Genomic DNA, 22,485 nt, shown 5'->3' with positions numbered 1-22,485 from the left:
CTACAAGTAAGGAGGTCCATTCATGGTTCAACAGCAGGTTGTGGTTCAGTTGAAGACCGGTTTGCAGGCTCGTCCGGCTGCCTTTTTCGTGCAGGAGGCCAACCGCTTTGTATCGGAAGTATTCGTAGAAAAAGGCAACAAAAAAGTTAACGCGAAAAGCATCATGGGTATCATGAGCCTCGCGATCAGCTCCGGAACGGAGATTACCATTTTGGCGGAAGGGCCGGATGCCTCCCAGGCAGTATCGAGCCTCTCGACGTTGGTAAGCAAGGAAGAGTAGACAGATGGATGAAGACACTGTCCCGAAAGGGGAGTGTCTTTTTTTGTACAGATGCCCATGCATCAATTTCGTGAACGGAGGGTATTGCTAAACAATGTAGAGCGCAAAAAGGAGGAATGACTCATGAGCAATCGTGACACGTGTCAGGATAGCTGCAACGAAGGCCGGGATTCTTATGACATGGACATCGACCGGATGATCAATGAAGGGCTTGGCGGCGGAATCGTTTCTGATCAGAACGGTCTGATCGAAGAAACCAGCGTGGATACGATGACAGGGGCAAGCTCCGCGCAGCAAGCCTTAGAAAACGAGCGATAAGAGGGACGAAGCCATGGATCTGACAAGAGCGCAGGCAATCCTTTATTCTCCTGAGAAAATAAAGGTAGAATACCAGGGTGAATCGGTATGGATCGACTCTGTCGATGAGAAGACGTCCACAGCGCGTATTCATCAGGAAAGAAATCCGGGCAACAGCTTGACTGTGTATGTCAGCCAGTTGGAGGAATTGTGAAGTAGATGCAAAAAACACTCGGCCAGTCGTTGGCACGAGTGTTTTTGTGACGAAAGTCGTTACTTTTTCGCAGATGGCTCGGAAGTAATCACTTTGTCGATCAGTCCGTACTCTACTGCTTCCGCAGCGGAGAGGAAGTTGTCGCGATCCGTATCTTTTTGGATGCGCTCCAGTGGCTGTCCTGTCCGTTCAGCCAGGATGGTGTTCAAGTGGTCGCGCATTTTCAAAATGCGTTTTGCCGCGATTTCGATATCGCTTGCTTGACCTTGTGCACCGCCCAGAGGCTGGTGAATCATGACTTCACTGTTCGGCAGGGCATAGCGCTTGCCTTTTGTTCCGGCAGCCAACAGGAAAGCTCCCATGGAAGCAGCCATTCCGATACAAATGGTGGAAACGTCAGGTTTGATGAAGTGCATCGTATCGTAAATCGCCATGCCGGCAGTGATGGAACCGCCCGGGCTATTTATGTACAGATGAATGTCTTTCTCCGGATCTTCCGCCTGAAGGAACAACAGCTGGGCCACCACAATGTTGGCTACCGTGTCGTTGATGGGAGTTCCCAGAAAGATGATGCGGTCTTTGAGCAGGCGCGAATAAATATCGTAAGCACGTTCACCGCGGTTTGTCTGTTCAATGACGGTTGGAATCAAATTCATGTGCATCTAGTCTTCCTCCTCTCTTTGTAAGATTATCATACACAAAAGGTCAATGAAGGTCAAACACATAAGTGCACGCCCTCCCTACCATGGTTGCCAAATTGTCTCTCTCTAAACCTATGGCGGAACGAATGATTTCATTCTTCCTCTGTGTCCTCCGCTTCCGCCAGATCCACGGCAAGCTTGAGCGTCGCCTTCATTTTTTTCCCTTTGATGATCGTGTACTCGTCTATTTGCAAGGCCGATAAGTGATTGATGGCTTCTGCCAGCTCCTGCTGATTTTTGTACGGCTGGATCGTCAACAGGCATTCTTCGTCACTGGCTTCCTGGTATATCAGAAAAAATCGCTCGCCTGCCATGAAGGCACTCTCCCATCTTTATAATTATCCACAGTTTTATCCACAGGTTGTGCACAAAAACATTTGTTCGCGGGATAGCATGCGTTGATTCCCATAGTTTTGGCATAATTGGCTAATCCTTTACATAGGAAAAGTATGGAACAAAAAAGGAGGAATATGAAGATTTGTGTCGAAAAACACAAAATTGGAATTCATTTCATAACAATCAAGGGGTGTTTATTATGCTTCGCAAGTTTTCCACATTGATGCTGACAGCTGCTTTGCTGACCGGAAGCGTAGCTGCAACAGCGGCTTTTGCTCAAACGGCACCTGCCAAACAACAAATCAAAATCACGGTTCAACTTAACGGCAAAGAGCTGCCATTTCCTCAGGACATCGTGACCGAGAACGGGGTAGCTTATGTCAATGCAAGCACTTTGGCAGTCGCACTGGGCGGTGCAGCTGCTTGGGATTCCACAACCAAATCGCTGCTGGTTTCCAAAGACAACAAGTACGGCCTGCGCATGTATGAAAACAACACGTTTGCATACAAAAACGGAAAAGAAACCCGTGTAGCAAACCCGCCGCGTCCCGTGACTGGTGGCGTATTGGTACCGCTGGTGTTCATCGCGGAAGAGCTTGGTGCAAAAGTGTCCTACGATGCAAAAACATGGACATACAAACTGACTACCGAGATCAACAAGTAACGCTTTGGATGATTCCTCCGTTGTGATTGCCCTGTGGCTTCTCGTATAATAGAGAAAAAGCAGGCGCAATCGAGAGGGGACTTACAAAAATGCAAGGAACCACGTTTGCCAGTGTAGCGTTGCTGGTTGGCTTTGTGGTAGTGGCTATATACGTTATGTGCAAAGCGTATTCCCAAAAATACAAAGAGTAACAAATATTTACCAAAAAAGAAGCCGCACCTTTCACGGGTGTGGCTATTTTATTTAATTTTCAGAAAATATACCATACAGGAATATAAACTTCCACAATAAAACAACCAAAATATTATCATTTCTATTGCAAATTTTCTAAAATATCCTACAATAAAAGAGTGATTCATAGTTTGCACGTAAATAAAGAGGGGGATGTTTCGCTATGAAGAAACAAAAATCACTGTCGATCCTGGCTGCTACCGTAGCACTGGGGACATTGCTTGCAGGCTGCGGGGGCGGCCAGTCCAGCGCACCACAATCGAATGCAAACGGCGGCGGAAGCACCGGAGGCGGAGGGGCTGGGGAAAAACTGGTCATCGCTGTAGTCGGTCCGATGTCCGGTCAATATTCCGATTACGGAAGCACGGCCAAAGCAGGTGCTGAATATGCCCTGAAAGAAAAACAAGAGGCGTTCAAAGCACTCGGCTTTGAAGTACAGCTTTCCGCACAAGACGACCAGGCTGACCCGAAACAAGGGGTAGCGGTCGCACAAATGTTGATTTCCAATCCTGATGTAGTAGGGGTTGTAGGCCACGCAACAACGGGTGCCTCCATCACTGCTGCTGCTCAATACGATCAAGAGAAGCTCGTCATGGTATCGCCATCTGCGACAGGCTCTGACCTGACGGAGCAAGGCAAAAAGATCGTACACCGCATCTGTGCGCGTGACGACCAGCAAGGTTCCAAGGCAGCGATCTATGCGAAAAACCAACTGGGCGTAAAAACAGCGTTCGTCATGCACGACAAGGCTGCTTACGGTCAAGGGCTTGCTGAAGAAGTGAAAAAGCAATTTGAAAAAGACGGCGTGGAAATTGTCGGCTTTGAAGGGGTAACAGCTGGAGAGAAAGATTACAGTGCCGTCATCAACCAGATCGTATCCAAAAATCCGGAAATGATCTACTTCGGCGGTTACTACTCCGATGCGGGCATTATCGTGAAGCAAGCGCGCGAAAAAGGCTACAAAGGCATCTTCATGGGTGGAGACGGCTACGACTCTGCTGACCTGGTGAAAATCGCTGGTGCCGATAACGCGAACAACGTAGTGTTCACTTCTACTGTCGGCGATGTAGGGGCTACACCTGAAGGCAAGAAATGGATCGAAGACTTTGAAAAATCGACTGGCAACAAAGTGGGTATCTTCACATCCTTTGGCTATGACTCCATGGGTGTAATGCTCAGCGGTTTGGAAGAGGCGATCAAAGCGAACGGCGGCAAAAAGCCAACCCGTGAGCAAGTGCTGGAAGCTGTGCACAAAACAAAAGACTACAAAGGCAAATTCGTTAACGTAACGTTCAACGAAAAAGGCGACAACGAGTTCGCGTCCGTATACGTGTACAAATACGAGAACGGTCAAAAAGTATACATCGGGGAAGCGAAATAATCGCTCAGTATGATCAGGCCGTTTCGGACATACTACGTTTGGCACGAAGACCAGCTAACATGAGGAGGGATTCGCATGTCAAACAATCGCAATACGAAAAACGGCGGCAATCAGGGACACAGCAGCAAGACGCAGGGCACGCAAAAGCAAAAGTCCGAGCGAGATCGCAACCTGAATAAGCAAGACCCGCAATAAGCAAAAGCCCACCCAAGCGAGCGATAAGCTCCTGGGTGGGTTTTTGTGTTTACCAGATTCCTTGCTTGCTCGGCAGGCGTTTTTCCGGATGGCCGTAGCCTTGATGCTTGCGGCTTCTGAGGTTTTTGGCTTGTGATTCATGAATTTTGGCGACGAACTCACTCGTACTCATCTTGGTAAAATCCATCGGGCACCTCCATGCGGTTTGGCTTGACGCCTTTCTTTAGGATAGCCCTTTTTCAGCGGCGACAATCGGCAACGTGATTTTTACCGTAGTTCCTTCCCCTGGCTTGCTGCTCACTTCCAGATGGCCGTCGTGGTCTTTGATGATTTTGCGGCTGATCATCAGCCCTAATCCGGTTCCATTGTCTTTGGTCGTGAAAAAAGGCTCGCCCAGCTTGGGAAGCAGCTCTTCCGGTATGCCGCAGCCATTGTCGGTAATCGTGATGACCACTTGGCCAGCGGCTTTTGCCGAAGTGGTCAGGGTGACATCTCCATGCCCGCTCATGGCCTCGATTGCATTTTTGATGACGTTGATAAACACTTGCTTGAGCTGGTTTTCTTCCCCGGAGATGAGAGGATCGCAGCCAAAAGCGGTGTGGAAGCGGATGTTCTTCAAGTTTGCTTCTGACGCCAGCAAGGTCAGCACATTTTTCAGCAAGAAGACCAGCGGGAGAGATTTGATCTTGACGTTGTGCGGCTTCGCGAGCACGAGCAACTCACTGACGATGAAATTGATTCGATCCAGCTCGGAAAGCATGATGTCTGCGTACATTTGATGATCAACCAGCGTCGGCTTCAACAGCTGAATAAAGCCGCGCAGCGAAGTGAGCGGATTGCGGATTTCGTGAGCGATGCCCGCTGCCAGCTCGCCGATGACAGAGAGTTTCTCGGCATTGCGCAGCAGCATCTCGTTGTTTCTCCGCTCGGTAATATCGCGGGAAACGATAATGAAGCCGTCGCATTCGCCGTTGTCGGCCAGGATCGGGGTTCCTTTTGCCTCCAGCACGAGCCAGTCGCCGCTCACCGTGCGATAGCGAAATTCACACGTTCGCGGCTCCAGCGTTTCCATTAAATCTTGAAATTGCAGGTCGACGCGCTCCAGATCATCCGGGTGAATGTTTTTGAAGGACAGCTTGCCGGCATGCCTCATCGTTCCCGTGACTCGCTCGTATGAGGGAGAGAGATGGACGATGTCTCCGTGCTTGTCGGTAATCAAAATCAAATCGTCCGTGTGTTCCGCGATAAGTTGGCTTTCTTTTCTGATTTTGGACAAGGCCGCTTCAGATACTTTGCGCTCCATGACATTGCGGGAGACAAACATGACGTTTTTCACCGTGCCATCCTCGGAAGCAACGGGAATCCCGCGTGTCTCAAAAGAAATCCATGTTCCATTTTTGTGCCGGGAGCGAAATTCCAGGAAAACCGGGTGATTCTTTTCGAAAATTTCTTGCTTCTTGGTCAAAAGCAGGGGGAAATCGTCTGGATGTGTAATCTCCAGGCTGCCGGGGGAGACGAGTTCGGAAGGCAAATAGCCCAATTGCTGCTCGACAGAGGGGGAAACGTAGACACGCTTCAGCGACTCGTCGAAAATCGTGACGATATCTTGAGTATGGTCTATCAACAGTCGATACTTGGTTTCTGTTTGAAGCAACGCTTTTTCGACCCGTTTGCGCTCGGAAATGTCTCGCGTGAGGCACGAAGCGGCGATGATGCTTCCGTTTGCGTCGCGTATGGGGGCGGCGGACAACGTAACCTCCACCTGTGTGCCGTCTTTTCGCCTGCGGATCGTTTCGTAGTTGGTCAAATGCACGCCCATGTTTCGGACGGCATCAAACAACTGTCTCGTCTCGTTGACAAGCTCGTCCGGGATAAAGCAGTACGGGGAGGCGTTGATTTCCGCAAGCGACCAGCCGTAATACTGTTCAAATGCCTGATTGACCAAAACGATCTGGTTGTTCATGTCACTGATCGAGATGGCGTCTGTCGTAAAGTGAAAAAATGCTTTCAAAATCTGATCCGGGAAGAAGAGTCTCGCCGCGTCGGGGTGGGAGCGCCTTTTTTTCCACTTGTATGTGGGCGTGAGCTTATCTGTCATAGCTATCCTGCCTTGGCATTCAATTATTTGGATTTGCAGATTCGTGTCAAGATAGTCATAGTATTCGAGCTATTGGGGTTATTTTCCTATCACCAAATTCAGAATAGAAAGGGACAATATGGAAAACGAAAAATTGGCAAACGGAGGACGGTTCAAACTGGACGAAAAAATAGGCTATAATGAAAGAAGGAAAACAGGCGGAGGTGTCTTGCATGAGTACGGGGTTTATTGTTGCGTTGGTGATTGTCTTTGTCCTCATCATCGGACTCACGATATTGATTACAAACAAAGCTTATGCCCGCAAACCGGAGCAGGTAGATCCGCTTCCGGGGAAAGAACTGGCGCAGAAAGAGCTGGATCAGTAGCGCAGAACGAATGAATGGTTTGCCTGTGAGCCTGCGATGGGGATGTGCTGTCGCAGACTTTCAGGTAAAAAGACAAGGTCAGACCGCGAAAAACAAAAAAGACTGGAACGAGTCCAGTCTTTTTTCATATGGTACGCCTGAAGGGAATCGAACCCCCGCACATGGTTCCGGAGACCATTGCTCTATCCACTGAGCTACAGGCGTATGATGTGAATGGGTGACACTAATCAATTATAAGGGATTACCACAGGAAAATGCAAACGAAAAACGAGATTTTGTGTGATTTTTTTTCATGAGTGTGAACAGAAGCGGAGCATTAATTTTTGCAGATCATCTTCAAAAATTGGCAGGAAAATTGCAAGAGAGAACGAATATAATGAAAATTAAAGAGACATCTCGCAAGAAGCAGTGGGAAGGGGGCGAACTTCATGAACATGGGACTGGGGTTGTATCAAGAACAGACGCTGAAATTAGTGATGACGCCGGAATTGCGTCAAGCCATTACCATATTGCAATACTCAGCTGTTGACCTGATTTCCTATTTGCAGGATCAGGCCAACGAAAATCCTGTATTCGACCTGGAAGTAGCGGGAGAAGTGGCCTCGGCGAAAGCCGAAAAGCCGGCGCCAGAGATTGACTGGAAGGAAATCGTTGGCAACCGCGCGACGGGTGAGTACTCTCCGGCAAAAAATGAAAGCACTTACAACCCATTGGATTATGTTCAGCAAGGCAGCGAAAACTTGTATGAGCATCTGGAGCGGCAGCTTGGCTACGTGAAGGGCTTCTCCCCTTTGCAAAGGCAAATCGCACTGTTTTTGATCGGAAACCTGGACGAAAAAGGTTACCTGGAAATAACGCTGGAGGAAGCGAGCCGCAATCTCGGAGTAGAGATGCTGGAGATTGAGGATGTACTGTCGGTCTTGCAGCACTTTGACCCGGTAGGAGTAGCGGCGCGCAGTCTGGAGGAATGTTTGCTGTTGCAGTTGGAGCACCTGGCGCTCGATGACGAGAAGATCGTCATGGTCGTCCGCAACCACCTGCAAGACCTCGCAGACAACCGTTACCAGCGCATTGCCGACAAAGTAGGCTGCACGCCGCAGGAAGTGCAGACGATGGCGGATCTCGTTCGGACGCTGAATCCCAGACCGGGTGCTCAGTTCTCTCAATCCGAGACAAGATACGTCATCCCGGACGTGACCGTGGAAAAAGTCGGCAGCGAGTACGTGGTGCTAGTCAACGATGTGGCGGCTCCGCGCTTGAAAATCAACAGCTTTTATGAAAAAATGCTCAGTCAGCAAAAAAGTCAGGAAGAAGCGAAGCAGTTTATCCACGACAAGCTCAACGCCGCCATGTGGCTGGCGAAAAGTCTGGAACAGCGCCGGCTGACTCTCATGCGCGTAACGCAGGCGATCGTGGACATGCAACGCGACTTTTTTGACCGGGGCATCCATTATTTGAAGCCGATGACGCAAAAGGAAATTGCCGAGCGCGTCAGCTTGCATGAATCGACGATCAGCCGGGCAACCAGCAACAAATACGTGCAAACGCCGCGGGGAATTTTCGAGCTGAAATACTTTTTCACTTCGGCACTCACCACTTCCAGCGGGTCTGCGACGTCCTCCGAGAGCGTAAAACGCAGAATCAAGGCGCTGATTGAGCAGGAAGATCGCAAGGCGCCACTCTCCGACCAGAAGCTGGGGGAAATGCTGCTTGCAGAAGGAATCGAGATTTCTCGCCGCACGGTCGCCAAGTATCGGGAGGAAATGCTGATTCCATCCTCGGCCAAACGAAAGAGGTTTTAAAAGCCAATGAACAACAGGCAGCTTGAAATTGTCTTGTACGGACGAAAAAAATGCCATCTGTGCGAAGATGTGGAACTGATCATCCGCGCTTTGGCAGAGGAGTTTCCTTTACAGTTAAGCGTCGTGGATATCGAAAGCGATGAACAGTTGCACGAAGAGATGATGCTGGTGATTCCGGTAGTCGCGATTGATGGAGAGGTCGTATTTCGCTCGATCACTCATGTCGTGACCATGGAAGAGCTGCGAGCGGAATTTGCCAGGCGCCAGAATTGACTGAAAAAAGCTCCCTCTGTGCCAATATTTAGGTCAGGGGGAGCTTGCATGTTTGCCTGCGATATGCTACATTCAAGTTGTAGCAAGTGATCTTTTTTTTGTACGAATCGGGACAAAAAATGTATATACAGGGACAAAAAACGTCCCGATCAATTTTACAGCCAAGGATGTAAGCACATGCGACGTTTACTGGAACTGCAACAGAAGTTGCTGCCTGACCTGACCAGGGTCTTGCGTGAAAGGTACATGTTGCTCCGGTCGATCTATCACTTGCAGCCGATTGGGCGCAGAGGGCTTGCTCAGGCGATGAACACTACCGAGCGCATTTTGCGTTCCGAGGTAGAGCTGTTGAAGGAGACAGGGCTTCTGACGGTTACCGCTGCGGGAATGCAGTTGAGCGGCGAAGGACAGCAAGTGTTGGACGACATGGAGCCGCTTGTCGGCGAGCTGTTTGGCCTCCGGGACTTGGCAGAAGGGCTGCAAAAGAAGCTCGGCATCCCGGAAGTGATCGTGGTGCAGGGCGATGCTGACCAGTCTCCCTGGGTCAAAGCCGAGCTTGGACGCGTAGGCGCGAGAGTTTTGAAGCAATCGATCCAAGAGGGCGATATTGTCGCTGTGACTGGCGGCACTTCGATTGCCAGCGTAGCCAATCACCTGACGCCTTCCGCTTCGTTCAAGCATGTACAGTTCGTACCTGCTCGCGGCGGGCTGGGCGAGAGAGTGGAACTGCAAGCCAACACGCTCGCTGCCGCGATGGCTGCCAAGACAGGGGCTACTTATCGGCTGCTGCACGTGCCGGATCGGTTGCACCCGGAAGCGCTGCAAACATTGCTCAAAGAGCCTCAGGTGCAAGACGTTCTCGCGCTTTTGCAAAATACGCGGATCGTGCTGCACGGGATTGGCGACGCGATCGCCATGGCTCGTCGGCGCAATTACTCCGAAGAAGAGCTGGCTGATCTGGCAGAAGCGGGAGCGGTATCCGAAGCGTTTGGCTACTACTTTAATGAAGCAGGCGAAACGGTCCACCGGATGCCGACTATCGGACTTCAGCTGGAAGAAGTGCACAAGGCTGAAACCGTGCTTTCCATAGCAGGGGGCGAAAGCAAGGCAAAAGCGATTCTTTCCTTTGCCAAACAATCGTGTCAGAATGTACTCATTACAGATGAGGGAGCGGCAAGAGCACTCTTGTCCACACGATTGTAACGGGGAAGGAAGTTGATCGTATGTCTATGGCGCAAGTTACGCCGATCCTGGCGATGATTGCGGGAATCGTGCTCAGTTTGTCGCTCGGTTTGCCGATCGCATGGGGGATTGTTTTTGCGATCCTGGTCACACTGGTAAGTGTAAGAAAGCTGGGCTTTTCCATCAGGCAGCAATTCGGCTTTGGCTGGGAAGGTGTCAAGAAGACGAAGCCGGTTCTCATGATCCTGTTTTTGGTGGGCGTGCTGATTCCGCTTTTGATGATGGGAGGAACGATACCCGCGATCATTTATTACGGGTTGTCCATCGTCAACGTCGACTATTTGTTCGTTCTCTCCTTTTTGCTGACAGGAGCAGTCAGTTACCTGCTTGGAACGTCTGTCGGCACGCTTAGCACCATCGGACTTTCCTTGATGGGGATTGCCCACGCAGCAGGGATATCGCCAGCGATTACGGGCGGAGCCTTGATCTCGGGAGCGATGGTGGGGGAACGATTTTCACCGATATCCAGCAGTCGTCTGCTTGTCCTCTCCAATGTAGGGATGACAGAAGCGCAAGATGGAAAAACGAGACGTCCTGCCATGCTTGCCACAGGCATATGCGCCGTTTTGTTTCTCGCTCTCGACCTGTTCCGGTCACAGGCAGGTTCAGGCGAAATGATTCAAATGTATCAGGAGCTTTTGACGAGCCACTTTTCGATTAACTGGCTGCTCATGCTGCCGCTGCTTGTCCTCATCGGGTCTTTTGCCCTGAGGATCAAGGCCGTAACGGCTCTTTTGCTCGGCATTGTCGTCAGTGCGGTGATGGTGCTCGTTCACGGACAGCTTGATGTCAGCACGTTTTTTTCCGCCATGCTGAACGGCTACGAGCTGCACTCAGGTACAAGGCTGGATCAGCTTGTACACGGCGGGGGGATGGTTGCCATTTTGAACGTCCTGCTGCTGATTGTTTTGGCAGGGTTTTTGAACGGCATATTGAACCAGGCCCAAATTCTTGCCCCGATTGTCGATAAATGGATGGGCGAGACGAAAAATCCGACGCTGCTGGTAGCGAAAGCAACTGCTTTGTCGCTCCTGGTCATCATCATCAGCTGTAACCAGACCATTCCGATTCTGGTGCTGGGAACGACGCTTTTGGACCGATTCTCCCAATGGAGCAAAGGGCGCGAGTTGCTGGGGAAAACCATGCTCGATTCTACGGTAGTCATGCCTGTGCTGATTCCGTGGAACGGATTGTCGATGATGATGGCTCTGACGCTGGGAGTTCCCACCGTACAGACGTTGCCCTTTGTATTTTTCAGCATTTTGTTGCCGATTGTCACCATTCTCTCCACCCGATGGTTTCTTCCGGAAGGTGGGATGATAGCCATAAAGAATAAAGCTAGTTAACGATCAGGAGGTTTTTCTCATGGTAAAAGTAGGGATTAACGGATTTGGACGAATTGGTCGCAACGTATTCCGCGCAGCACTTGGCAATCCGAACGTGGAAATCGTCGCAGTAAACGATCTGACTGACGCGAAAACGCTCGCTCACCTGCTGAAATACGATTCCGTGCACGGCGTTCTGGATCTCTCCGTAGAAGCGGGAGAAAACACGCTGATCGTAGGCGGAAAAGAAATCAAGGTTCTCGCAGAGCGTGATCCTGCTCAACTGAAATGGGCAGACTACGGCGTGGAAATCGTCGTGGAGTCTACTGGCCGATTCACGAAGCGTGAAGACGCAGCGAAGCACCTGGAAGGCGGAGCGAAAAAAGTCATCATTTCCGCCCCTGCTACCAATGAAGACATCACGGTCGTTATGGGTGTAAACGAAGACAAATACGATGCTGCGAAGCACACCGTCATCTCCAATGCATCCTGCACAACGAACTGCCTGGCTCCGTTTGCCAAAGTGCTCAACGATAAATTCGGCATCGTTCGCGGCTTGATGACTACCGTTCACTCCTACACCAACGACCAACAAATTCTCGACCTGCCGCACAAAGACTTGCGTCGTGCCCGTGCCGCTGCGGAAAACATCATTCCTACCTCCACTGGAGCAGCGAAAGCAGTAGCGCTCGTACTGCCTGAGCTGAAAGGAAAGCTGAACGGCTTCGCTATGCGCGTGCCAACTCCAAACGTGTCGGTTGTCGACCTGGTCGTTGAGCTGAAAGCTGACGTAACGGTAGATGAAGTGAACAGCGCGCTGAAAGAAGCAGCTGAAGGCCCGATGAAAAACATTCTGGGCTACTCCGAAGACCCGCTTGTATCGTCGGACTACAACGGAAACCCGGCGTCCTCCACAATCGATGCTCTGTCCACTATGGTACTGGAAGGAAACATGGTAAAAGTAGTTTCCTGGTACGACAACGAGTGGGGTTATTCCAATCGTGTCGTAGACTTGTGTCATTTTGTTGCACAGCGCGGCTTCTAACACGTAAAATAGAACTGTTGTGAAAAAAGGGAGAGCAATCTCCCTTTTCCCATATGTTTTTTCCGAATAAAAAGCCATTGATTTGGGAGGATCGTTCATGAACAAGAAATCTATCCGCGATGTTGAGCTGGCAGGCAAGCGCGTATTTTGCCGTGTCGACTTTAATGTGCCGATGCAGGACGGGACCATCACAGATGATACTCGCATCCGTGCCGCTGTGCCAACCATCCGTTTCCTGATGGAAAAAGGAGCGAAAGTAATCCTGGCGAGCCATTTTGGCCGTCCAAAGGGGCAAGTAGTCGAAGAGATGCGCCTTACTCCTGTCGCGTCCCATCTGTCTGCGCTCCTGGACAAGGAAGTCCGTAAGCTTGACGATTCCACAGGAGCAGATGTCGAAGCGGTAGTAGGAAGCATGGAAAACGGCGACGTGATCTTGCTCGAAAACGTACGCTTCCATGCGGGAGAAGAAAAGAACGATCCAGAACTGGCAAAAAGCTTTGCGGCGCTGGCCGATCTGTTTGTCAATGACGCTTTTGGAGCCGCACATCGGGCACATGCTTCTACAGCAGGAATTGCCCAGTACATACCGGCTGTTGCGGGGCTTTTGATGGAAAAGGAAATTCGCTTCATGGGCGGAGCCTTGTCCAAGCCGGAGCGTCCATTTACGGCGATCGTCGGCGGAGCAAAGGTCAAAGATAAAATTGCTGTCATCGAAAATCTGCTGACCAAAGTGGATCACTTGATCATCGGCGGCGGCATGGCGAATACATTCCTCAAAGCACAGGGCTACGGCATCGGTGCTTCGCTGTGTGAGGATGACAAGCTCGATCTGGCGCGCAGCTTGATGGAGCAGGCAAAAGAGCGCGGCGTCCAGTTGCTGATGCCAGTCGACGTCGTTGTCGCAGACCGTTTTGCGGCAGATGCCGAGAAAAAGGTTGTGGCGATCGACGCGATTCCGGAAGGCTGGATGGCGCTCGACATCGGGCCAAAAACGGTGGAGCAATACCACAGTGTAATCGTAGAGTCCAAAACGGTTGTCTGGAACGGTCCTATGGGCGTATTTGAAATGGACGCTTTTGCAGCTGGCACGATTGGCGTAGCCAAAGCGATGGCTGCGTGCACAGGAACGACGATCATCGGCGGCGGCGATTCGGTAGCTGCGGTGGAAAAAGCAGGCGTAGCCGAGCAGATGACCCACATTTCTACAGGTGGCGGAGCGTCTCTGGAGTTTATGGAAGGCAAAGAACTGCCGGGCGTTGCTGTACTGGCAGATCACGAATAAGAGCGAAGCGGGGGAGTTTGCATGCGGACACCAATTATCGCGGGGAACTGGAAGATGTTCAAGACGATTGCCGAGGCGAAAGCTTTTGCAGCAGAAGCCAAAGCAGGGAACAACACTTTCGGCGTACAAAAAGTCATTTGCGCACCATTTACAGCTTTGGCTGCTTTGACAGAGGCATTGGCAGGAACGGATATTGCCGTTGGCGCGCAAAACATGCATTTTGCCGAGCAAGGGGCATACACAGGGGAAGTCAGCGCGTCCATGCTGAAAGAGATCGGCGTCGAATACGTGATTCTCGGCCATTCCGAGCGTCGTCAATACTTCAATGAAACAGATGAGACGGTGAATCAAAAAGTGGTCGCTGCGCTGGCAGCAGACCTGGTGCCGATTGTGTGTGTCGGAGAAAGCCTGGAGCAGCGGGAAGCAGGCGAGACAGCTAACGTCGTGCGCACGCAGACAGAAGGAGCTTTTGCCGGATTGACAGCCGAGCAGGTGGCAAAAGCGATCATTGCTTACGAACCGATCTGGGCGATTGGCACAGGCAAATCTTCTACGGCTGAAGACGCTAACGAGACGATTGCGATTATTCGCAGTGTCGTAGCAGAGCGATTCGGCCAAGCGACAGCGGAAGCCGTGCGGATTCAGTACGGCGGCAGCGTCAAGCCGGAGAACATCGCAAGCTATATGGCGCAGCCTGATATCGACGGCGCGCTGGTAGGCGGAGCGAGCCTGGCAGCAGACAGCTATTTGCAGCTTGTGGCAGGTGCACAGCAGCAATAGGAGGAGGAGAAACAAATGGCACAAAGACCGAAACCGGTAGCGCTGTTGATTTTGGATGGTTTTGCTTTGCGGAGCGAAACGTATGGCAATGCAGTAGCGCAAGCCAATAAACCGAACTTTGACCGCCTCTGGAACGAGTACCCTCATGCAACGCTTGAAGCGAGTGGACTGGCTGTCGGCTTGCCGGAAGGGCAGATGGGGAACTCCGAGGTAGGGCACCTGAACATCGGTGCGGGCCGCGTTGTTTATCAAGATTTGACTCGCATCACCAAGTCGATTCGGGAAGGCGCCTTTTTTGAAAACGAGACGTTGATTGCTGCCATCGAGCACGCGAAGCAAAACGGCAAGAAGCTGCATCTGTTCGGGCTTTTGTCTGATGGAGGCGTGCACAGCCATATCGAGCATTTGTACGCGATTTTGGAGCTGGCCAAAAAGCAAAGCTTTGACCGCGTTTATATTCACGGCTTCCTCGACGGGCGCGACGTATCCCCGGACAGTGCCGTCGGATACATTGCGCAGTTGCAAGCGAAGATTGCGGAAATCGGCGTTGGTCAGATCGCAACGGTGCAAGGTCGCTACTACGCGATGGACCGCGACAAGCGTTGGGAGCGGGTAGAGAAAGCTTACCGCGCCATGGTGTATGCGGATGCTCCTGCCTATCACGACCCGATTCAGGCGGTCAAGGAATCCTATGAAAAGTCGATCATGGACGAATTTGTCATGCCGACGGTTATCCTTGGCGCTGACGACAAGCCTGTAGCGACGATCGAGAACGGAGATTCCATCATCTTTTACAACTTCCGCCCGGATCGTGCCATCCAAATCTCGCAAGCTTTTACGAACGATGATTTCCGCGGCTTTGATCGCGGAGAGAACCACCCGCGCGATCTGCACTTCGTCTGCCTGACGCATTTTTCCGAGACGGTGAACGGGTATGTCGCTTACAAGCCTTCCAACTTGGACAACACGTTGGGCGAGGTGCTGGCACAGCAAGGCTTGAAGCAGCTGCGCATCGCGGAGACGGAAAAATATCCGCACGTGACCTTCTTTTTCAGCGGCGGCCGCGAGCAGGAGTTTCCAGGCGAGAAGCGCATCCTGATTCCTTCGCCAAAAGTGGCGACGTACGACCTCCAGCCGGAAATGAGTGCGCCTGAACTGACAGATGCGGTCGTGGCGGAGATTGAAGCCGATCATTTCGACGCGATCATTCTCAACTTTGCCAACTGCGACATGGTGGGTCACTCCGGTAAAATGGAGCCGACGATCAAAGCGGTGGAGACAGTCGACGCTTGCCTCGGTCGGGTCGTCGATGCGATTTTGGCCAAAGGCGGGGCGGCGATCATCACGGCAGACCACGGCAATGCGGATTTGATGCTGGATGCAGATGGGCGTCCGATCACTTCGCACAGCACGTACCCTGTGCCAGTCATTGTGACCAAAGCAGGCGCTACGCTCAGAGAAGACGGAGTTTTGGCCGATCTGTCGCCAACCTTGCTCGACCTTTTGGGAGCAGAACAGCCTGTTGAAATGACAGGGAAATCGTTACTTGCAAAATAGGCGTCTCTAAGACACACTGATAGATGTCTGGATAGCCATACCAAATACTTGTGGGGCGACTCGCATTTTAAAAGGAGATGGACGAGAAATGGCAATGATTACTGACATTTACGCACGCGAAATTATGGACTCCCGCGGCAACCCGACTGTGGAAGTGGAAGTGTACCTCGAAGATGGCTCCATGGGCCGCGCAGCAGTACCATCCGGAGCATCCACAGGTGCCTATGAAGCAGTTGAGCTGCGTGACGGCGACAAGTCCCGTTACCTGGGCAAAGGCGTTCTGAAAGCAGTAGAAAACGTCAACGAAATCATTGCGCCTGAGCTGATCGGCATGGACGCTCTGGATCAAGTAGGCATCGATATGGCGATGATCCAGCTCGACGGTACAGACAACAAAGGCAAGCTGGGCGCAAATGCGATCCTCGGCGTCTCCATGGCAGTAGCTCGCGCAGCTGCTGACTCTTTGGGAGTGCCGCTTTACAACTACCTGGGCGGATTCAACGCAAGAACGCTGCCAGTTCCAATGATGAACATCCTGAACGGCGGAAAGCATGCCGACAACACTGTAGACATTCAGGAATTTATGGTTATGCCAGTAGGTGCAGAGTCCTTCAAGGAAGCGCTGCGCATGGGGGCGGAAATTTTCCACTCCCTGAAAAAAGTACTGCATGACAAAGGACTGAGCACGGCAGTAGGCGATGAGGGCGGCTTCGCTCCAAACCTGAAATCCAACGAAGAAGCGATTACGACTATCCTGGATGCGATCAAGGCAGCTGGCTATGAGCCAGGCAAAGACGTGTTCCTCGCTCTGGACGTAGCAGCTACCGAAATGTTCAAAGACGGCAAATACCACTTCGAAGGCGAAGGCGTTGTGAAAACAACCGAAGAAATGATCGCGTTCTACGAAGATCTGGTAAGCAAATATCCAATCATCTCCATCGAAGACGGCCTGTCCGAAGACGACTGGGATGGCTGGAAAGCTCTGACTGACAAGCTGGGCAGCAAAGTGCAGCTCGTAGGTGACGACTTGTTCGTAACCAACACAGAGCGTCTGGCGCGCGGTATCGAAACATCTACAGGCAACTCCATTCTGGTAAAAGTAAACCAGATCGGTACGCTGACAGAGACGTTTGAAGCGATTGAAATGGCGAAGCTGGCAGGCTACACAGCTGTTATTTCCCACCGTTCCGGCGAAACCGAAGACTCCACCATCTCGGATATCGCAGTAGCTACCAATGCGGGACAAATCAAGACAGGTGCGCCTTCCCGTACTGACCGCGTAGCGAAGTACAACCAATTGCTGCGCATTGAGGATGAGCTGGCTGATACCGCTCGTTTTGGCGGACGCAAAGCTTTCTACAACCTGAAAAAATAACGAAATACAACGAAGCGATGCTTGTGCAGACGATGCGCAGGCATCGCTTCTTTTTGTTCAAGGAGCAGTCAGCCTGGGGCAGTTCGGAGGCAGGCGAAAGGGGGTACAGCTTAGCGGGAGCTTGCGGGGAGGAACGGGAATCGAATCGGACCGCGGAGTGCAGTGACGTCCCATCACCTGCAAAACGGCCTGGGCTTCGACCACCATTTCCAGGCAGGCAAAAGCATCGATTTCGATAAACCCCATCTGTGACAACAGTGCCGAATCAGCGCGACATTCAGCCGCTGCGATCCGGCAGGAGATGTTTTCCAGGTCCAAGGGGGGCGGCAGGCTGATCGCTGCCTGTTCTTCCAAAGCGAGCGGGACAGGAAGCTCAAAAAGCAAGTCGCCGTCTGCAAAAAAGAGAACAGAAACAGTTGCTTCGACGATAAAACGGGCAACAGCAATCGGCACACGCTGGCCGCCAACGATGTGAAAAGTCCGGTGCAAAGGGGCGTGGAGGTGGCAGCGGATAGGGGCACAAGTGCAAGGGTCGTCTGGGGGCAGGCAGCTCACGGAGATCGCCATGCCGCTTTGCAGACAGTTTTTCAACTGAGTGAAAAAAGGCTCAGGAACCGGCAGCCGCGAGCGGGAATAGCTGGTCGTTAGCACCCAATCGTATATTTTTGGCAGACGAACGCACTCTTCGCGCATCTGGTGTGGCATTTCGGCCCCCTCCTTTCTTTCCTTTCCCAAAGTCAATTCCAGTTAGCCCTTGCTATTGCATCTTATGAGCGAAGCAGGCAATGGGCATCAGCGGATGTTTTGCTTTTTCGCATGAAAAAAAGACTGCTCCTGGATAACAGGCAGGGGCAGTCTTTTCAGAGTAACGGTCGCTTACGACATCACTGCTTCTTTTGCTTTCGCGGTGTTGCCACCGATGCGGCATTTGCTGTAAGGGATGCACATGGGAGTGCCGTACAACGGATCGAGTGTGATCTGGCAATCCATATCGAACACGGTGCGGACGAGATCGGTCGTCAAAATGTCTTCCGGCGCCCCTTCGGCCACAACCGTCTGATTGTGCACGGCGACAATATGGTGGGCGTAACGGCAAGCCAGATTCAAATCGTGAAGAACCATTACAATCGTCCGCTGCTCAGTCTCGTTCAGTTCATACAACAGATCGAGAATTTCAATCTGATGCGACATGTCGAGGTACGTTGTCGGTTCATCGAGCAAAATCGTATCGGTGCCTTGAGCCAGCGTCATGGCGATCCAGGCTCGTTGGCGCTGACCGCCGGAGAGGCTGTCTACGGATCGGCTGGCCATTTCCGTCAGTTGAGTTGCTTCCAGCGCTTTCTTCACCATTTGCTCATCTTCTTCCGACCATTGCTGAAGCCAGTTTTGATAAGGGTAACGCCCCTGCTTGACCAACTGGTGAATGGTCAAGCCTTCCGGTGCCGAAGGTCCTTGCGGGAGAATAGCCAGGCGCTTTGCTACTTCTTTTGTAGAGCGTTTGGCGATGGATTCGCCCTCAAGCAGAATGGCTCCTTCCTTTGGCTTTAGCAGGCGAGCGAGGGAGCGCAGCAGTGTCGATTTGCCGCTGCCGTTGCTGCCGATGAAAACCGTAATTTTTCCACGCGGAATATTCAAGTCGAGCGCTTCGATGATGTTGCGTTCCCCGTAGGACAAGGTCAGTTTGCGGGTTTCCAAAGCTTGCATGAGGGCAAGACTCCTTTCGCTAGCGATTTCGATTTTTGTACAGCAAATAGATGAAGAACGGAGCGCCAATCGCAGAAGTGAAAACCCCGACAGGCACTTCGATTGGAGAAAAAGCCATGCGGGCGATCAGATCGGCAATCAGCACAATCACAGCGCCCAGGAATGCCGACAGAGGCAGGGCACCGCCAAAGGACGGCCCGATTAGCTGCTTGGCGATATGCGGCGCGAGCAAAGCGACGAAGCTGATGTCTCCGCCTACAGAAACGGCTGTTCCGGTCAAAGCTGCACAAATCATGAGCAGCAGGAAGCGATCCCATTGGAGCGAGCTTCCCAGGCTTGTCGCCACGTCATCCCCGAGCTGCTGGATATTGACCCGTCGTGCCAAAACAGCCGCAACGACGATCAGGATGACGACCCATGGCAGGATCATGAACACATCGTTCCAGTCTACCCCGTAGATGCTTCCGGTCAACCAGAGCAAGGCTTTGTTTTGCAGCAAAAACGGACTGAACATGATCAGGATCGTGACGAACGCGCCCGCAGCAATCTTGATTCCGACACCGATCATGACGAGGCGCATCGGCGTGACGCCTTTTTTCCAAGACAACGCGTATAAAAGAAACGTGGTCAGCAAGGCGCCGAGAAAAGCAGTAGGTGGCAGCCATTTGATGCTGACAGTATCGAAGACGAGCAAAAAGGCCACAGCCGCAACAGAAGCCCCTCCGGCTACGCCGAGAACGTCAGGTGAAGCGAGCGGGTTGCGGATAATTCCTTGCATGATCGCCCCGGCCGAAGCCAAGGCAGCACCGACCAGAATCGCAGTCAGGATGCGGGGCAGGCGGAATTGCTGGACGATCAGAGCATTTTCATCAGAACCGATGCCGAGAAGGACTTTGACGACATCGAGTGGCGCAATTTTCATCTCGCCCATGCCGAGACTGATCACCGTGACAGCGAGTGCAACCAGCAAAGCGATGCCGGAAAAAAGTACGGTTTTTTTATGCAGCTGAAAAGACAGACGTTTGCCAAACCGCAGAGAGAGGTATGGTTTCATTCCTTATCCAGCCCCTTTCGTGCGACATAGATGAAGAACGGCACACCGATCAGGGCTGTCATGACACCGATAGGAACCTCGGCTGGCATGGCGATAAAGCGCGCGCCGATATCGGCGAGTAGCAACAGGATCGAGCCGAGCAGGCCGCTGTACAGAAGCACCCAGTGTGTTTCGATTCCAACGAGATAGCGAGCCAGATGCGGCGTGACGAGCCCGACAAAGCCGATCGGCCCTGCAACCGCAACGGCGCAGCCGGAAAGCAGAACGATGACCACACCTGTCGACAGCTTGACTAGCAGTGTGCGCTGCCCAAGCCCTTTTGCCACATCATCACCCATGAGCAGCGTCTGAATCGGACGGGCCAACAGGAAGGCGGCAATCCAGGCAAAGACCATATAAGGAAAGACGGTTGCCAAATACTCCAGCTTTCTCCCCCCGACAGAGCCAGCCAACCAGAAAAGCACCTCGTCGGCAGCTTTTTCATTCAAGACCATCATGGCGTGACGAATCGAAGCGGCCAAAGCCGTAATCGCCGCACCCGCAAGCACCAGCTTGACAGGCGTAAGGCCGTCTCTGCCAAACGAGCCGAGCAAGTAGACGACAAATCCGGCGACCGCCGCCCCCAGAAAGGCAATCCAGGTAAACTCCGTCAGCGAACTGATCCCGACAAAGGTAACGGCAAAAACGACAAAGAGAGAAGCGCCCGCGTTCAGTCCGAATAACTCGACATCTGCAACAGGGTTTCTCGTTAACGATTGAAGCAGGGTCCCGGCCAGGCCGAGACAAAAGCCTACCGTCAGCGCGTTCAGCACGCGGGGAACCCGAACTTCTTTAATGACAATATGTTCGTTCGAACCGTTGAAATGGGTGTAGGCGTCGATTGCGTTTTGCCAGCTGGTGTCAATTACGCCAAAAACGAGGCTGGCATAGCTAAGGTAAAGCAAGAGCAGAATGGCGACAACCACTCCCAGAATTTTCCGAATGTTACTTGCGAGTAAACAATTCATGAGGGCTACATCCTTATCTATTTCTTGTTGTTCTGTTTTGTTAACGATTCCGCCACAATGCTAAGTTTAGAGCCAGCTCGGATATGTGTCAATGATGCTGATAGTCATTATCATTTTATGCTTGACTGTGGCCATGCATAAAGGTAGGATAGTCAATGTCTTTGACTCACATTTTCCATAGACAAAAATCAAGGGGGTCCTCACATCATGTTTTCTCGTACATATCGGACCGCAGGCGGTAAAGCGTTCTTCGCCGTTTTGATGGCGCTGTTGCTGATCGTCACAGGTTGTGGCACACCGCAAGCAACAGAGCAAAAACCGGCAGAACAGAAGCCTGCTGACCAAGCTACAGGCAACTCCAACGGTTCCGGCCAATCTTATACAGTAAAGCACGCGATGGGCGAAACCACAATCAAAGGTACTCCGGAACGCGTCGTTATGCTGACCAACCAAGGTACTGAAACATTGATGGCGCTTGGCGTAAAGCCAGTAGGTGCAGTTGGTTCGACTATTGACCCGACTCAATTTTACGACTTTACCAAATCTTTCCTCGAAGGAACGAAGTCGGTTGGTACGGAAAGCCAGCCAAACCTGGAAGCAATCGCTGCGCTGAAGCCAGACTTGATTCTCGGTATGAAGTTCCGCCATGAGAAAATTTACCAACAACTGTCCGCTATCGCACCAACTGTATTCGTAGAAGAACCGCGCGGCGACTGGAAAGCAAACTTCAACTTGTACGCAGAAGCGGTAAACAAAAAAGCGGAAGGCGAGAAAGTCATCGCTGACTGGAACAAACGCGTAGCAGACTTCAAGGAAAAAGCGGGCGACAAGCTGAAAACGCAAATTTCCGTCGTACGTTTCATGCCTGGTAAAGTGCGTATTTACTACAAAGACACTTTCACTGGCTCCATTTTCAAAGACTTGGGCCTGGCTCGTCCAGCATCCCAGGACAAAGAAGAGTTCGCAGCAGAAGTAACCAAAGAGCGCATTCCGGAAATGGACGGCGACATCATGTTCTACTTCACGTATGAGCCAGGCAAAGGAGAAGCTTCCAAGCTGGAGCAAGAATGGACGAACGATCCGCTCTGGAAAAACCTGAATGTCGTAAAAGCTGGCAAAGCGTTCAAAGTGGATGATACGATCTGGAACACTTCCGGCGGCGTAATCGCGGCTAACAAAGTGCTGGATGAGCTGGAAGGCTACATCATCGGCAAATAAGATAGCAAGCAAAAAGACGGGGGCGGGTGCCCTCGTCTTTTTTTGGTGCGCCACGCATG

The 22,485-nt window shown here is 51.8% G+C and carries 24 protein-coding genes and 1 tRNA gene; 16 read left to right on the top strand and 9 right to left on the bottom strand.

What is annotated here, in order from left to right:
* The first annotated feature begins 22 nt into the window (after positions 1–22).
* The 3 genes from DEP07_RS25305 (at position 23) to DEP07_RS25295 (ending at position 791) form a co-directional block, all read left to right on the top strand.
* Complete coding sequence (locus DEP07_RS25305) at positions 23–280, top strand: HPr family phosphocarrier protein (protein ID WP_063230990.1); 258 nt, start codon at positions 23–25, stop codon at positions 278–280.
* Between the two features lie 123 nt (positions 281–403).
* Entirely contained in the window at positions 404–598 is a 195-nt protein-coding gene (locus tag DEP07_RS25300) for a hypothetical protein (RefSeq protein ID WP_063230989.1), read from the top strand.
* 13 nt (positions 599–611) lie between these two features.
* Positions 612–791 carry an H-type small acid-soluble spore protein gene (locus DEP07_RS25295; protein WP_122963663.1) on the top strand — a complete coding sequence of 60 codons (180 nt, stop codon included), beginning with the start codon at positions 612–614 and terminating at the stop codon, positions 789–791.
* Positions 792–850: 59 nt separating this feature from the next.
* On the opposite strand, the gene clpP is transcribed toward DEP07_RS25295, so the two are convergent.
* Complete coding sequence (gene clpP, locus DEP07_RS25290; RefSeq protein WP_063230987.1) at positions 851–1,453, bottom strand: ATP-dependent Clp endopeptidase proteolytic subunit ClpP; 603 nt, start codon at positions 1,451–1,453, stop codon at positions 851–853.
* 131 nt (positions 1,454–1,584) lie between these two features.
* Entirely contained in the window at positions 1,585–1,806 is a 222-nt protein-coding gene (locus DEP07_RS25285; protein ID WP_063230986.1) for a hypothetical protein, read from the bottom strand.
* 221 nt (positions 1,807–2,027) lie between these two features.
* Between DEP07_RS25285 and DEP07_RS25280 the strand changes: the two genes are divergently transcribed.
* Both DEP07_RS25280 and DEP07_RS25275 read left to right on the top strand, forming a co-directional pair.
* Complete coding sequence (locus DEP07_RS25280) at positions 2,028–2,492, top strand: copper amine oxidase N-terminal domain-containing protein (protein WP_122963665.1); 465 nt, start codon at positions 2,028–2,030, stop codon at positions 2,490–2,492.
* A gap of 394 nt (positions 2,493–2,886) precedes the next feature.
* Positions 2,887–4,104 carry a branched-chain amino acid ABC transporter substrate-binding protein gene (locus DEP07_RS25275; RefSeq protein WP_173597714.1) on the top strand — a complete coding sequence of 406 codons (1,218 nt, stop codon included), beginning with the start codon at positions 2,887–2,889 and terminating at the stop codon, positions 4,102–4,104.
* A 244-nt stretch (positions 4,105–4,348) separates the two neighbouring features.
* On the opposite strand, the gene DEP07_RS25270 is transcribed toward DEP07_RS25275, so the two are convergent.
* Together DEP07_RS25270 and DEP07_RS25265 are read right to left on the bottom strand one after the other, a co-directional pair.
* Complete coding sequence (locus tag DEP07_RS25270) at positions 4,349–4,486, bottom strand: DUF4023 domain-containing protein (RefSeq protein ID WP_083955789.1); 138 nt, start codon at positions 4,484–4,486, stop codon at positions 4,349–4,351.
* Between the two features lie 36 nt (positions 4,487–4,522).
* On the bottom strand, positions 4,523–6,397 hold the full coding sequence (locus DEP07_RS25265; protein ID WP_287103196.1) for a PAS domain-containing sensor histidine kinase: 1,875 nt from the start codon (positions 6,395–6,397) through the stop codon (positions 4,523–4,525).
* 212 nt (positions 6,398–6,609) lie between these two features.
* On the opposite strand from DEP07_RS25265, the gene DEP07_RS25260 reads away from it, so the two are divergent.
* Positions 6,610–6,762: a hypothetical protein gene (locus DEP07_RS25260; protein WP_167470261.1), complete on the top strand. Its 153-nt coding sequence runs from the start codon at positions 6,610–6,612 to the stop codon at positions 6,760–6,762.
* Between the two features lie 129 nt (positions 6,763–6,891).
* On the opposite strand, the gene DEP07_RS25255 is transcribed toward DEP07_RS25260, so the two are convergent.
* Positions 6,892–6,966: transfer RNA gene (locus tag DEP07_RS25255), tRNA-Arg, on the bottom strand.
* A 224-nt stretch (positions 6,967–7,190) separates the two neighbouring features.
* Here DEP07_RS25255 and rpoN point away from each other — a divergent pair.
* The 9 genes from rpoN (at position 7,191) to eno (ending at position 17,443) form a co-directional block, all read left to right on the top strand.
* Positions 7,191–8,564: an RNA polymerase factor sigma-54 gene (rpoN, locus tag DEP07_RS25250; protein WP_173597712.1), complete on the top strand. Its 1,374-nt coding sequence runs from the start codon at positions 7,191–7,193 to the stop codon at positions 8,562–8,564.
* Positions 8,565–8,570: 6 nt separating this feature from the next.
* The gene (locus DEP07_RS25245) at positions 8,571–8,837 is read left to right on the top strand and encodes a glutaredoxin family protein (RefSeq protein WP_173597711.1); all 267 of its coding nucleotides are present in this window, start codon (positions 8,571–8,573) and stop codon (positions 8,835–8,837) included.
* 177 nt (positions 8,838–9,014) lie between these two features.
* Complete coding sequence (locus tag DEP07_RS25240; RefSeq protein ID WP_287103195.1) at positions 9,015–10,040, top strand: sugar-binding transcriptional regulator; 1,026 nt, start codon at positions 9,015–9,017, stop codon at positions 10,038–10,040.
* Between the two features lie 20 nt (positions 10,041–10,060).
* Positions 10,061–11,425 (top strand): Na+/H+ antiporter NhaC family protein, encoded by a 1,365-nt coding sequence (locus DEP07_RS25235; protein WP_287103194.1) that lies wholly within the window; start codon positions 10,061–10,063, stop codon positions 11,423–11,425.
* A gap of 19 nt (positions 11,426–11,444) precedes the next feature.
* A complete protein-coding gene (gap, locus tag DEP07_RS25230) occupies positions 11,445–12,449 on the top strand; it encodes a type I glyceraldehyde-3-phosphate dehydrogenase (protein ID WP_063230979.1) in 1,005 nt (334 codons plus the stop codon).
* A 97-nt stretch (positions 12,450–12,546) separates the two neighbouring features.
* Complete coding sequence (locus DEP07_RS25225) at positions 12,547–13,731, top strand: phosphoglycerate kinase (protein ID WP_173597709.1); 1,185 nt, start codon at positions 12,547–12,549, stop codon at positions 13,729–13,731.
* A 21-nt stretch (positions 13,732–13,752) separates the two neighbouring features.
* Positions 13,753–14,511 carry a triose-phosphate isomerase gene (gene tpiA, locus DEP07_RS25220; RefSeq protein ID WP_287103193.1) on the top strand — a complete coding sequence of 253 codons (759 nt, stop codon included), beginning with the start codon at positions 13,753–13,755 and terminating at the stop codon, positions 14,509–14,511.
* A 15-nt stretch (positions 14,512–14,526) separates the two neighbouring features.
* Positions 14,527–16,068 (top strand): 2,3-bisphosphoglycerate-independent phosphoglycerate mutase, encoded by a 1,542-nt coding sequence (gpmI, locus tag DEP07_RS25215; protein WP_173597707.1) that lies wholly within the window; start codon positions 14,527–14,529, stop codon positions 16,066–16,068.
* A gap of 88 nt (positions 16,069–16,156) precedes the next feature.
* The gene (gene eno, locus DEP07_RS25210) at positions 16,157–17,443 is read left to right on the top strand and encodes a phosphopyruvate hydratase (protein WP_063230975.1); all 1,287 of its coding nucleotides are present in this window, start codon (positions 16,157–16,159) and stop codon (positions 17,441–17,443) included.
* A gap of 57 nt (positions 17,444–17,500) precedes the next feature.
* On the opposite strand, the gene DEP07_RS25205 is transcribed toward eno, so the two are convergent.
* The 4 genes from DEP07_RS25205 to DEP07_RS25190 form a co-directional block, all read right to left on the bottom strand.
* Entirely contained in the window at positions 17,501–18,148 is a 648-nt protein-coding gene (locus DEP07_RS25205) for a hypothetical protein (protein ID WP_122963677.1), read from the bottom strand.
* A 171-nt stretch (positions 18,149–18,319) separates the two neighbouring features.
* On the bottom strand, positions 18,320–19,147 hold the full coding sequence (locus DEP07_RS25200; protein ID WP_173597705.1) for an ABC transporter ATP-binding protein: 828 nt from the start codon (positions 19,145–19,147) through the stop codon (positions 18,320–18,322).
* A 19-nt stretch (positions 19,148–19,166) separates the two neighbouring features.
* Positions 19,167–20,201 carry a FecCD family ABC transporter permease gene (locus DEP07_RS25195; RefSeq protein WP_122963679.1) on the bottom strand — a complete coding sequence of 345 codons (1,035 nt, stop codon included), beginning with the start codon at positions 20,199–20,201 and terminating at the stop codon, positions 19,167–19,169.
* The gene (locus tag DEP07_RS25190) at positions 20,198–21,208 is read right to left on the bottom strand and encodes a FecCD family ABC transporter permease (protein ID WP_122963680.1); all 1,011 of its coding nucleotides are present in this window, start codon (positions 21,206–21,208) and stop codon (positions 20,198–20,200) included. Before DEP07_RS25190 ends, DEP07_RS25195 begins: the two co-directional genes overlap by 4 nt.
* A 207-nt stretch (positions 21,209–21,415) precedes the next feature.
* Between DEP07_RS25190 and DEP07_RS25185 the strand changes: the two genes are divergently transcribed.
* On the top strand, positions 21,416–22,426 hold the full coding sequence (locus DEP07_RS25185) for an ABC transporter substrate-binding protein (protein ID WP_122963681.1): 1,011 nt from the start codon (positions 21,416–21,418) through the stop codon (positions 22,424–22,426).
* Positions 22,427–22,485 lie beyond the last annotated feature (59 nt).

Origin of the sequence: Brevibacillus sp. (assembly GCF_003521185.1) — a bacterium.
GTDB classification, from domain to species: Bacteria; Bacillota; Bacilli; order Brevibacillales; family Brevibacillaceae; genus Brevibacillus; species Brevibacillus parabrevis.
Note: the sequence above shows the minus strand (reverse complement) of the source record. Positions and strands in the feature narration are given on the sequence as shown.

Excerpts from the sequence above, each read along its gene's own strand:
- DEP07_RS25305 (WP_063230990.1), top strand. The coding sequence starts at position 23 with ATGGTTCAACAGCAGGTTGTGGTTCAGTTGAAGACCGGTTTGCAGGCT.
- DEP07_RS25300 (WP_063230989.1), top strand. The coding sequence starts at position 404 with ATGAGCAATCGTGACACGTGTCAGGATAGCTGCAACGAAGGCCGGGAT.
- DEP07_RS25295 (WP_122963663.1), top strand. The coding sequence starts at position 612 with ATGGATCTGACAAGAGCGCAGGCAATCCTTTATTCTCCTGAGAAAATA.
- clpP (WP_063230987.1), bottom strand. The coding sequence starts at position 1,453 with ATGCACATGAATTTGATTCCAACCGTCATTGAACAGACAAACCGCGGT.
- DEP07_RS25285 (WP_063230986.1), bottom strand. The coding sequence starts at position 1,806 with ATGGCAGGCGAGCGATTTTTTCTGATATACCAGGAAGCCAGTGACGAA.
- DEP07_RS25280 (WP_122963665.1), top strand. The coding sequence starts at position 2,028 with ATGCTTCGCAAGTTTTCCACATTGATGCTGACAGCTGCTTTGCTGACC.
- DEP07_RS25275 (WP_173597714.1), top strand. The coding sequence starts at position 2,887 with ATGAAGAAACAAAAATCACTGTCGATCCTGGCTGCTACCGTAGCACTG.
- DEP07_RS25270 (WP_083955789.1), bottom strand. The coding sequence starts at position 4,486 with ATGGATTTTACCAAGATGAGTACGAGTGAGTTCGTCGCCAAAATTCAT.
- DEP07_RS25265 (WP_287103196.1), bottom strand. The coding sequence starts at position 6,397 with ATGACAGATAAGCTCACGCCCACATACAAGTGGAAAAAAAGGCGCTCC.
- DEP07_RS25260 (WP_167470261.1), top strand. The coding sequence starts at position 6,610 with ATGAGTACGGGGTTTATTGTTGCGTTGGTGATTGTCTTTGTCCTCATC.
- rpoN (WP_173597712.1), top strand. The coding sequence starts at position 7,191 with ATGAACATGGGACTGGGGTTGTATCAAGAACAGACGCTGAAATTAGTG.
- DEP07_RS25245 (WP_173597711.1), top strand. The coding sequence starts at position 8,571 with ATGAACAACAGGCAGCTTGAAATTGTCTTGTACGGACGAAAAAAATGC.
- DEP07_RS25240 (WP_287103195.1), top strand. The coding sequence starts at position 9,015 with ATGCGACGTTTACTGGAACTGCAACAGAAGTTGCTGCCTGACCTGACC.
- DEP07_RS25235 (WP_287103194.1), top strand. The coding sequence starts at position 10,061 with ATGTCTATGGCGCAAGTTACGCCGATCCTGGCGATGATTGCGGGAATC.
- gap (WP_063230979.1), top strand. The coding sequence starts at position 11,445 with ATGGTAAAAGTAGGGATTAACGGATTTGGACGAATTGGTCGCAACGTA.
- DEP07_RS25225 (WP_173597709.1), top strand. The coding sequence starts at position 12,547 with ATGAACAAGAAATCTATCCGCGATGTTGAGCTGGCAGGCAAGCGCGTA.
- tpiA (WP_287103193.1), top strand. The coding sequence starts at position 13,753 with ATGCGGACACCAATTATCGCGGGGAACTGGAAGATGTTCAAGACGATT.
- gpmI (WP_173597707.1), top strand. The coding sequence starts at position 14,527 with ATGGCACAAAGACCGAAACCGGTAGCGCTGTTGATTTTGGATGGTTTT.
- eno (WP_063230975.1), top strand. The coding sequence starts at position 16,157 with ATGGCAATGATTACTGACATTTACGCACGCGAAATTATGGACTCCCGC.
- DEP07_RS25205 (WP_122963677.1), bottom strand. The coding sequence starts at position 18,148 with ATGCCACACCAGATGCGCGAAGAGTGCGTTCGTCTGCCAAAAATATAC.
- DEP07_RS25200 (WP_173597705.1), bottom strand. The coding sequence starts at position 19,147 with ATGCAAGCTTTGGAAACCCGCAAACTGACCTTGTCCTACGGGGAACGC.
- DEP07_RS25195 (WP_122963679.1), bottom strand. The coding sequence starts at position 20,201 with ATGAAACCATACCTCTCTCTGCGGTTTGGCAAACGTCTGTCTTTTCAG.
- DEP07_RS25190 (WP_122963680.1), bottom strand. The coding sequence starts at position 21,208 with ATGAATTGTTTACTCGCAAGTAACATTCGGAAAATTCTGGGAGTGGTT.
- DEP07_RS25185 (WP_122963681.1), top strand. The coding sequence starts at position 21,416 with ATGTTTTCTCGTACATATCGGACCGCAGGCGGTAAAGCGTTCTTCGCC.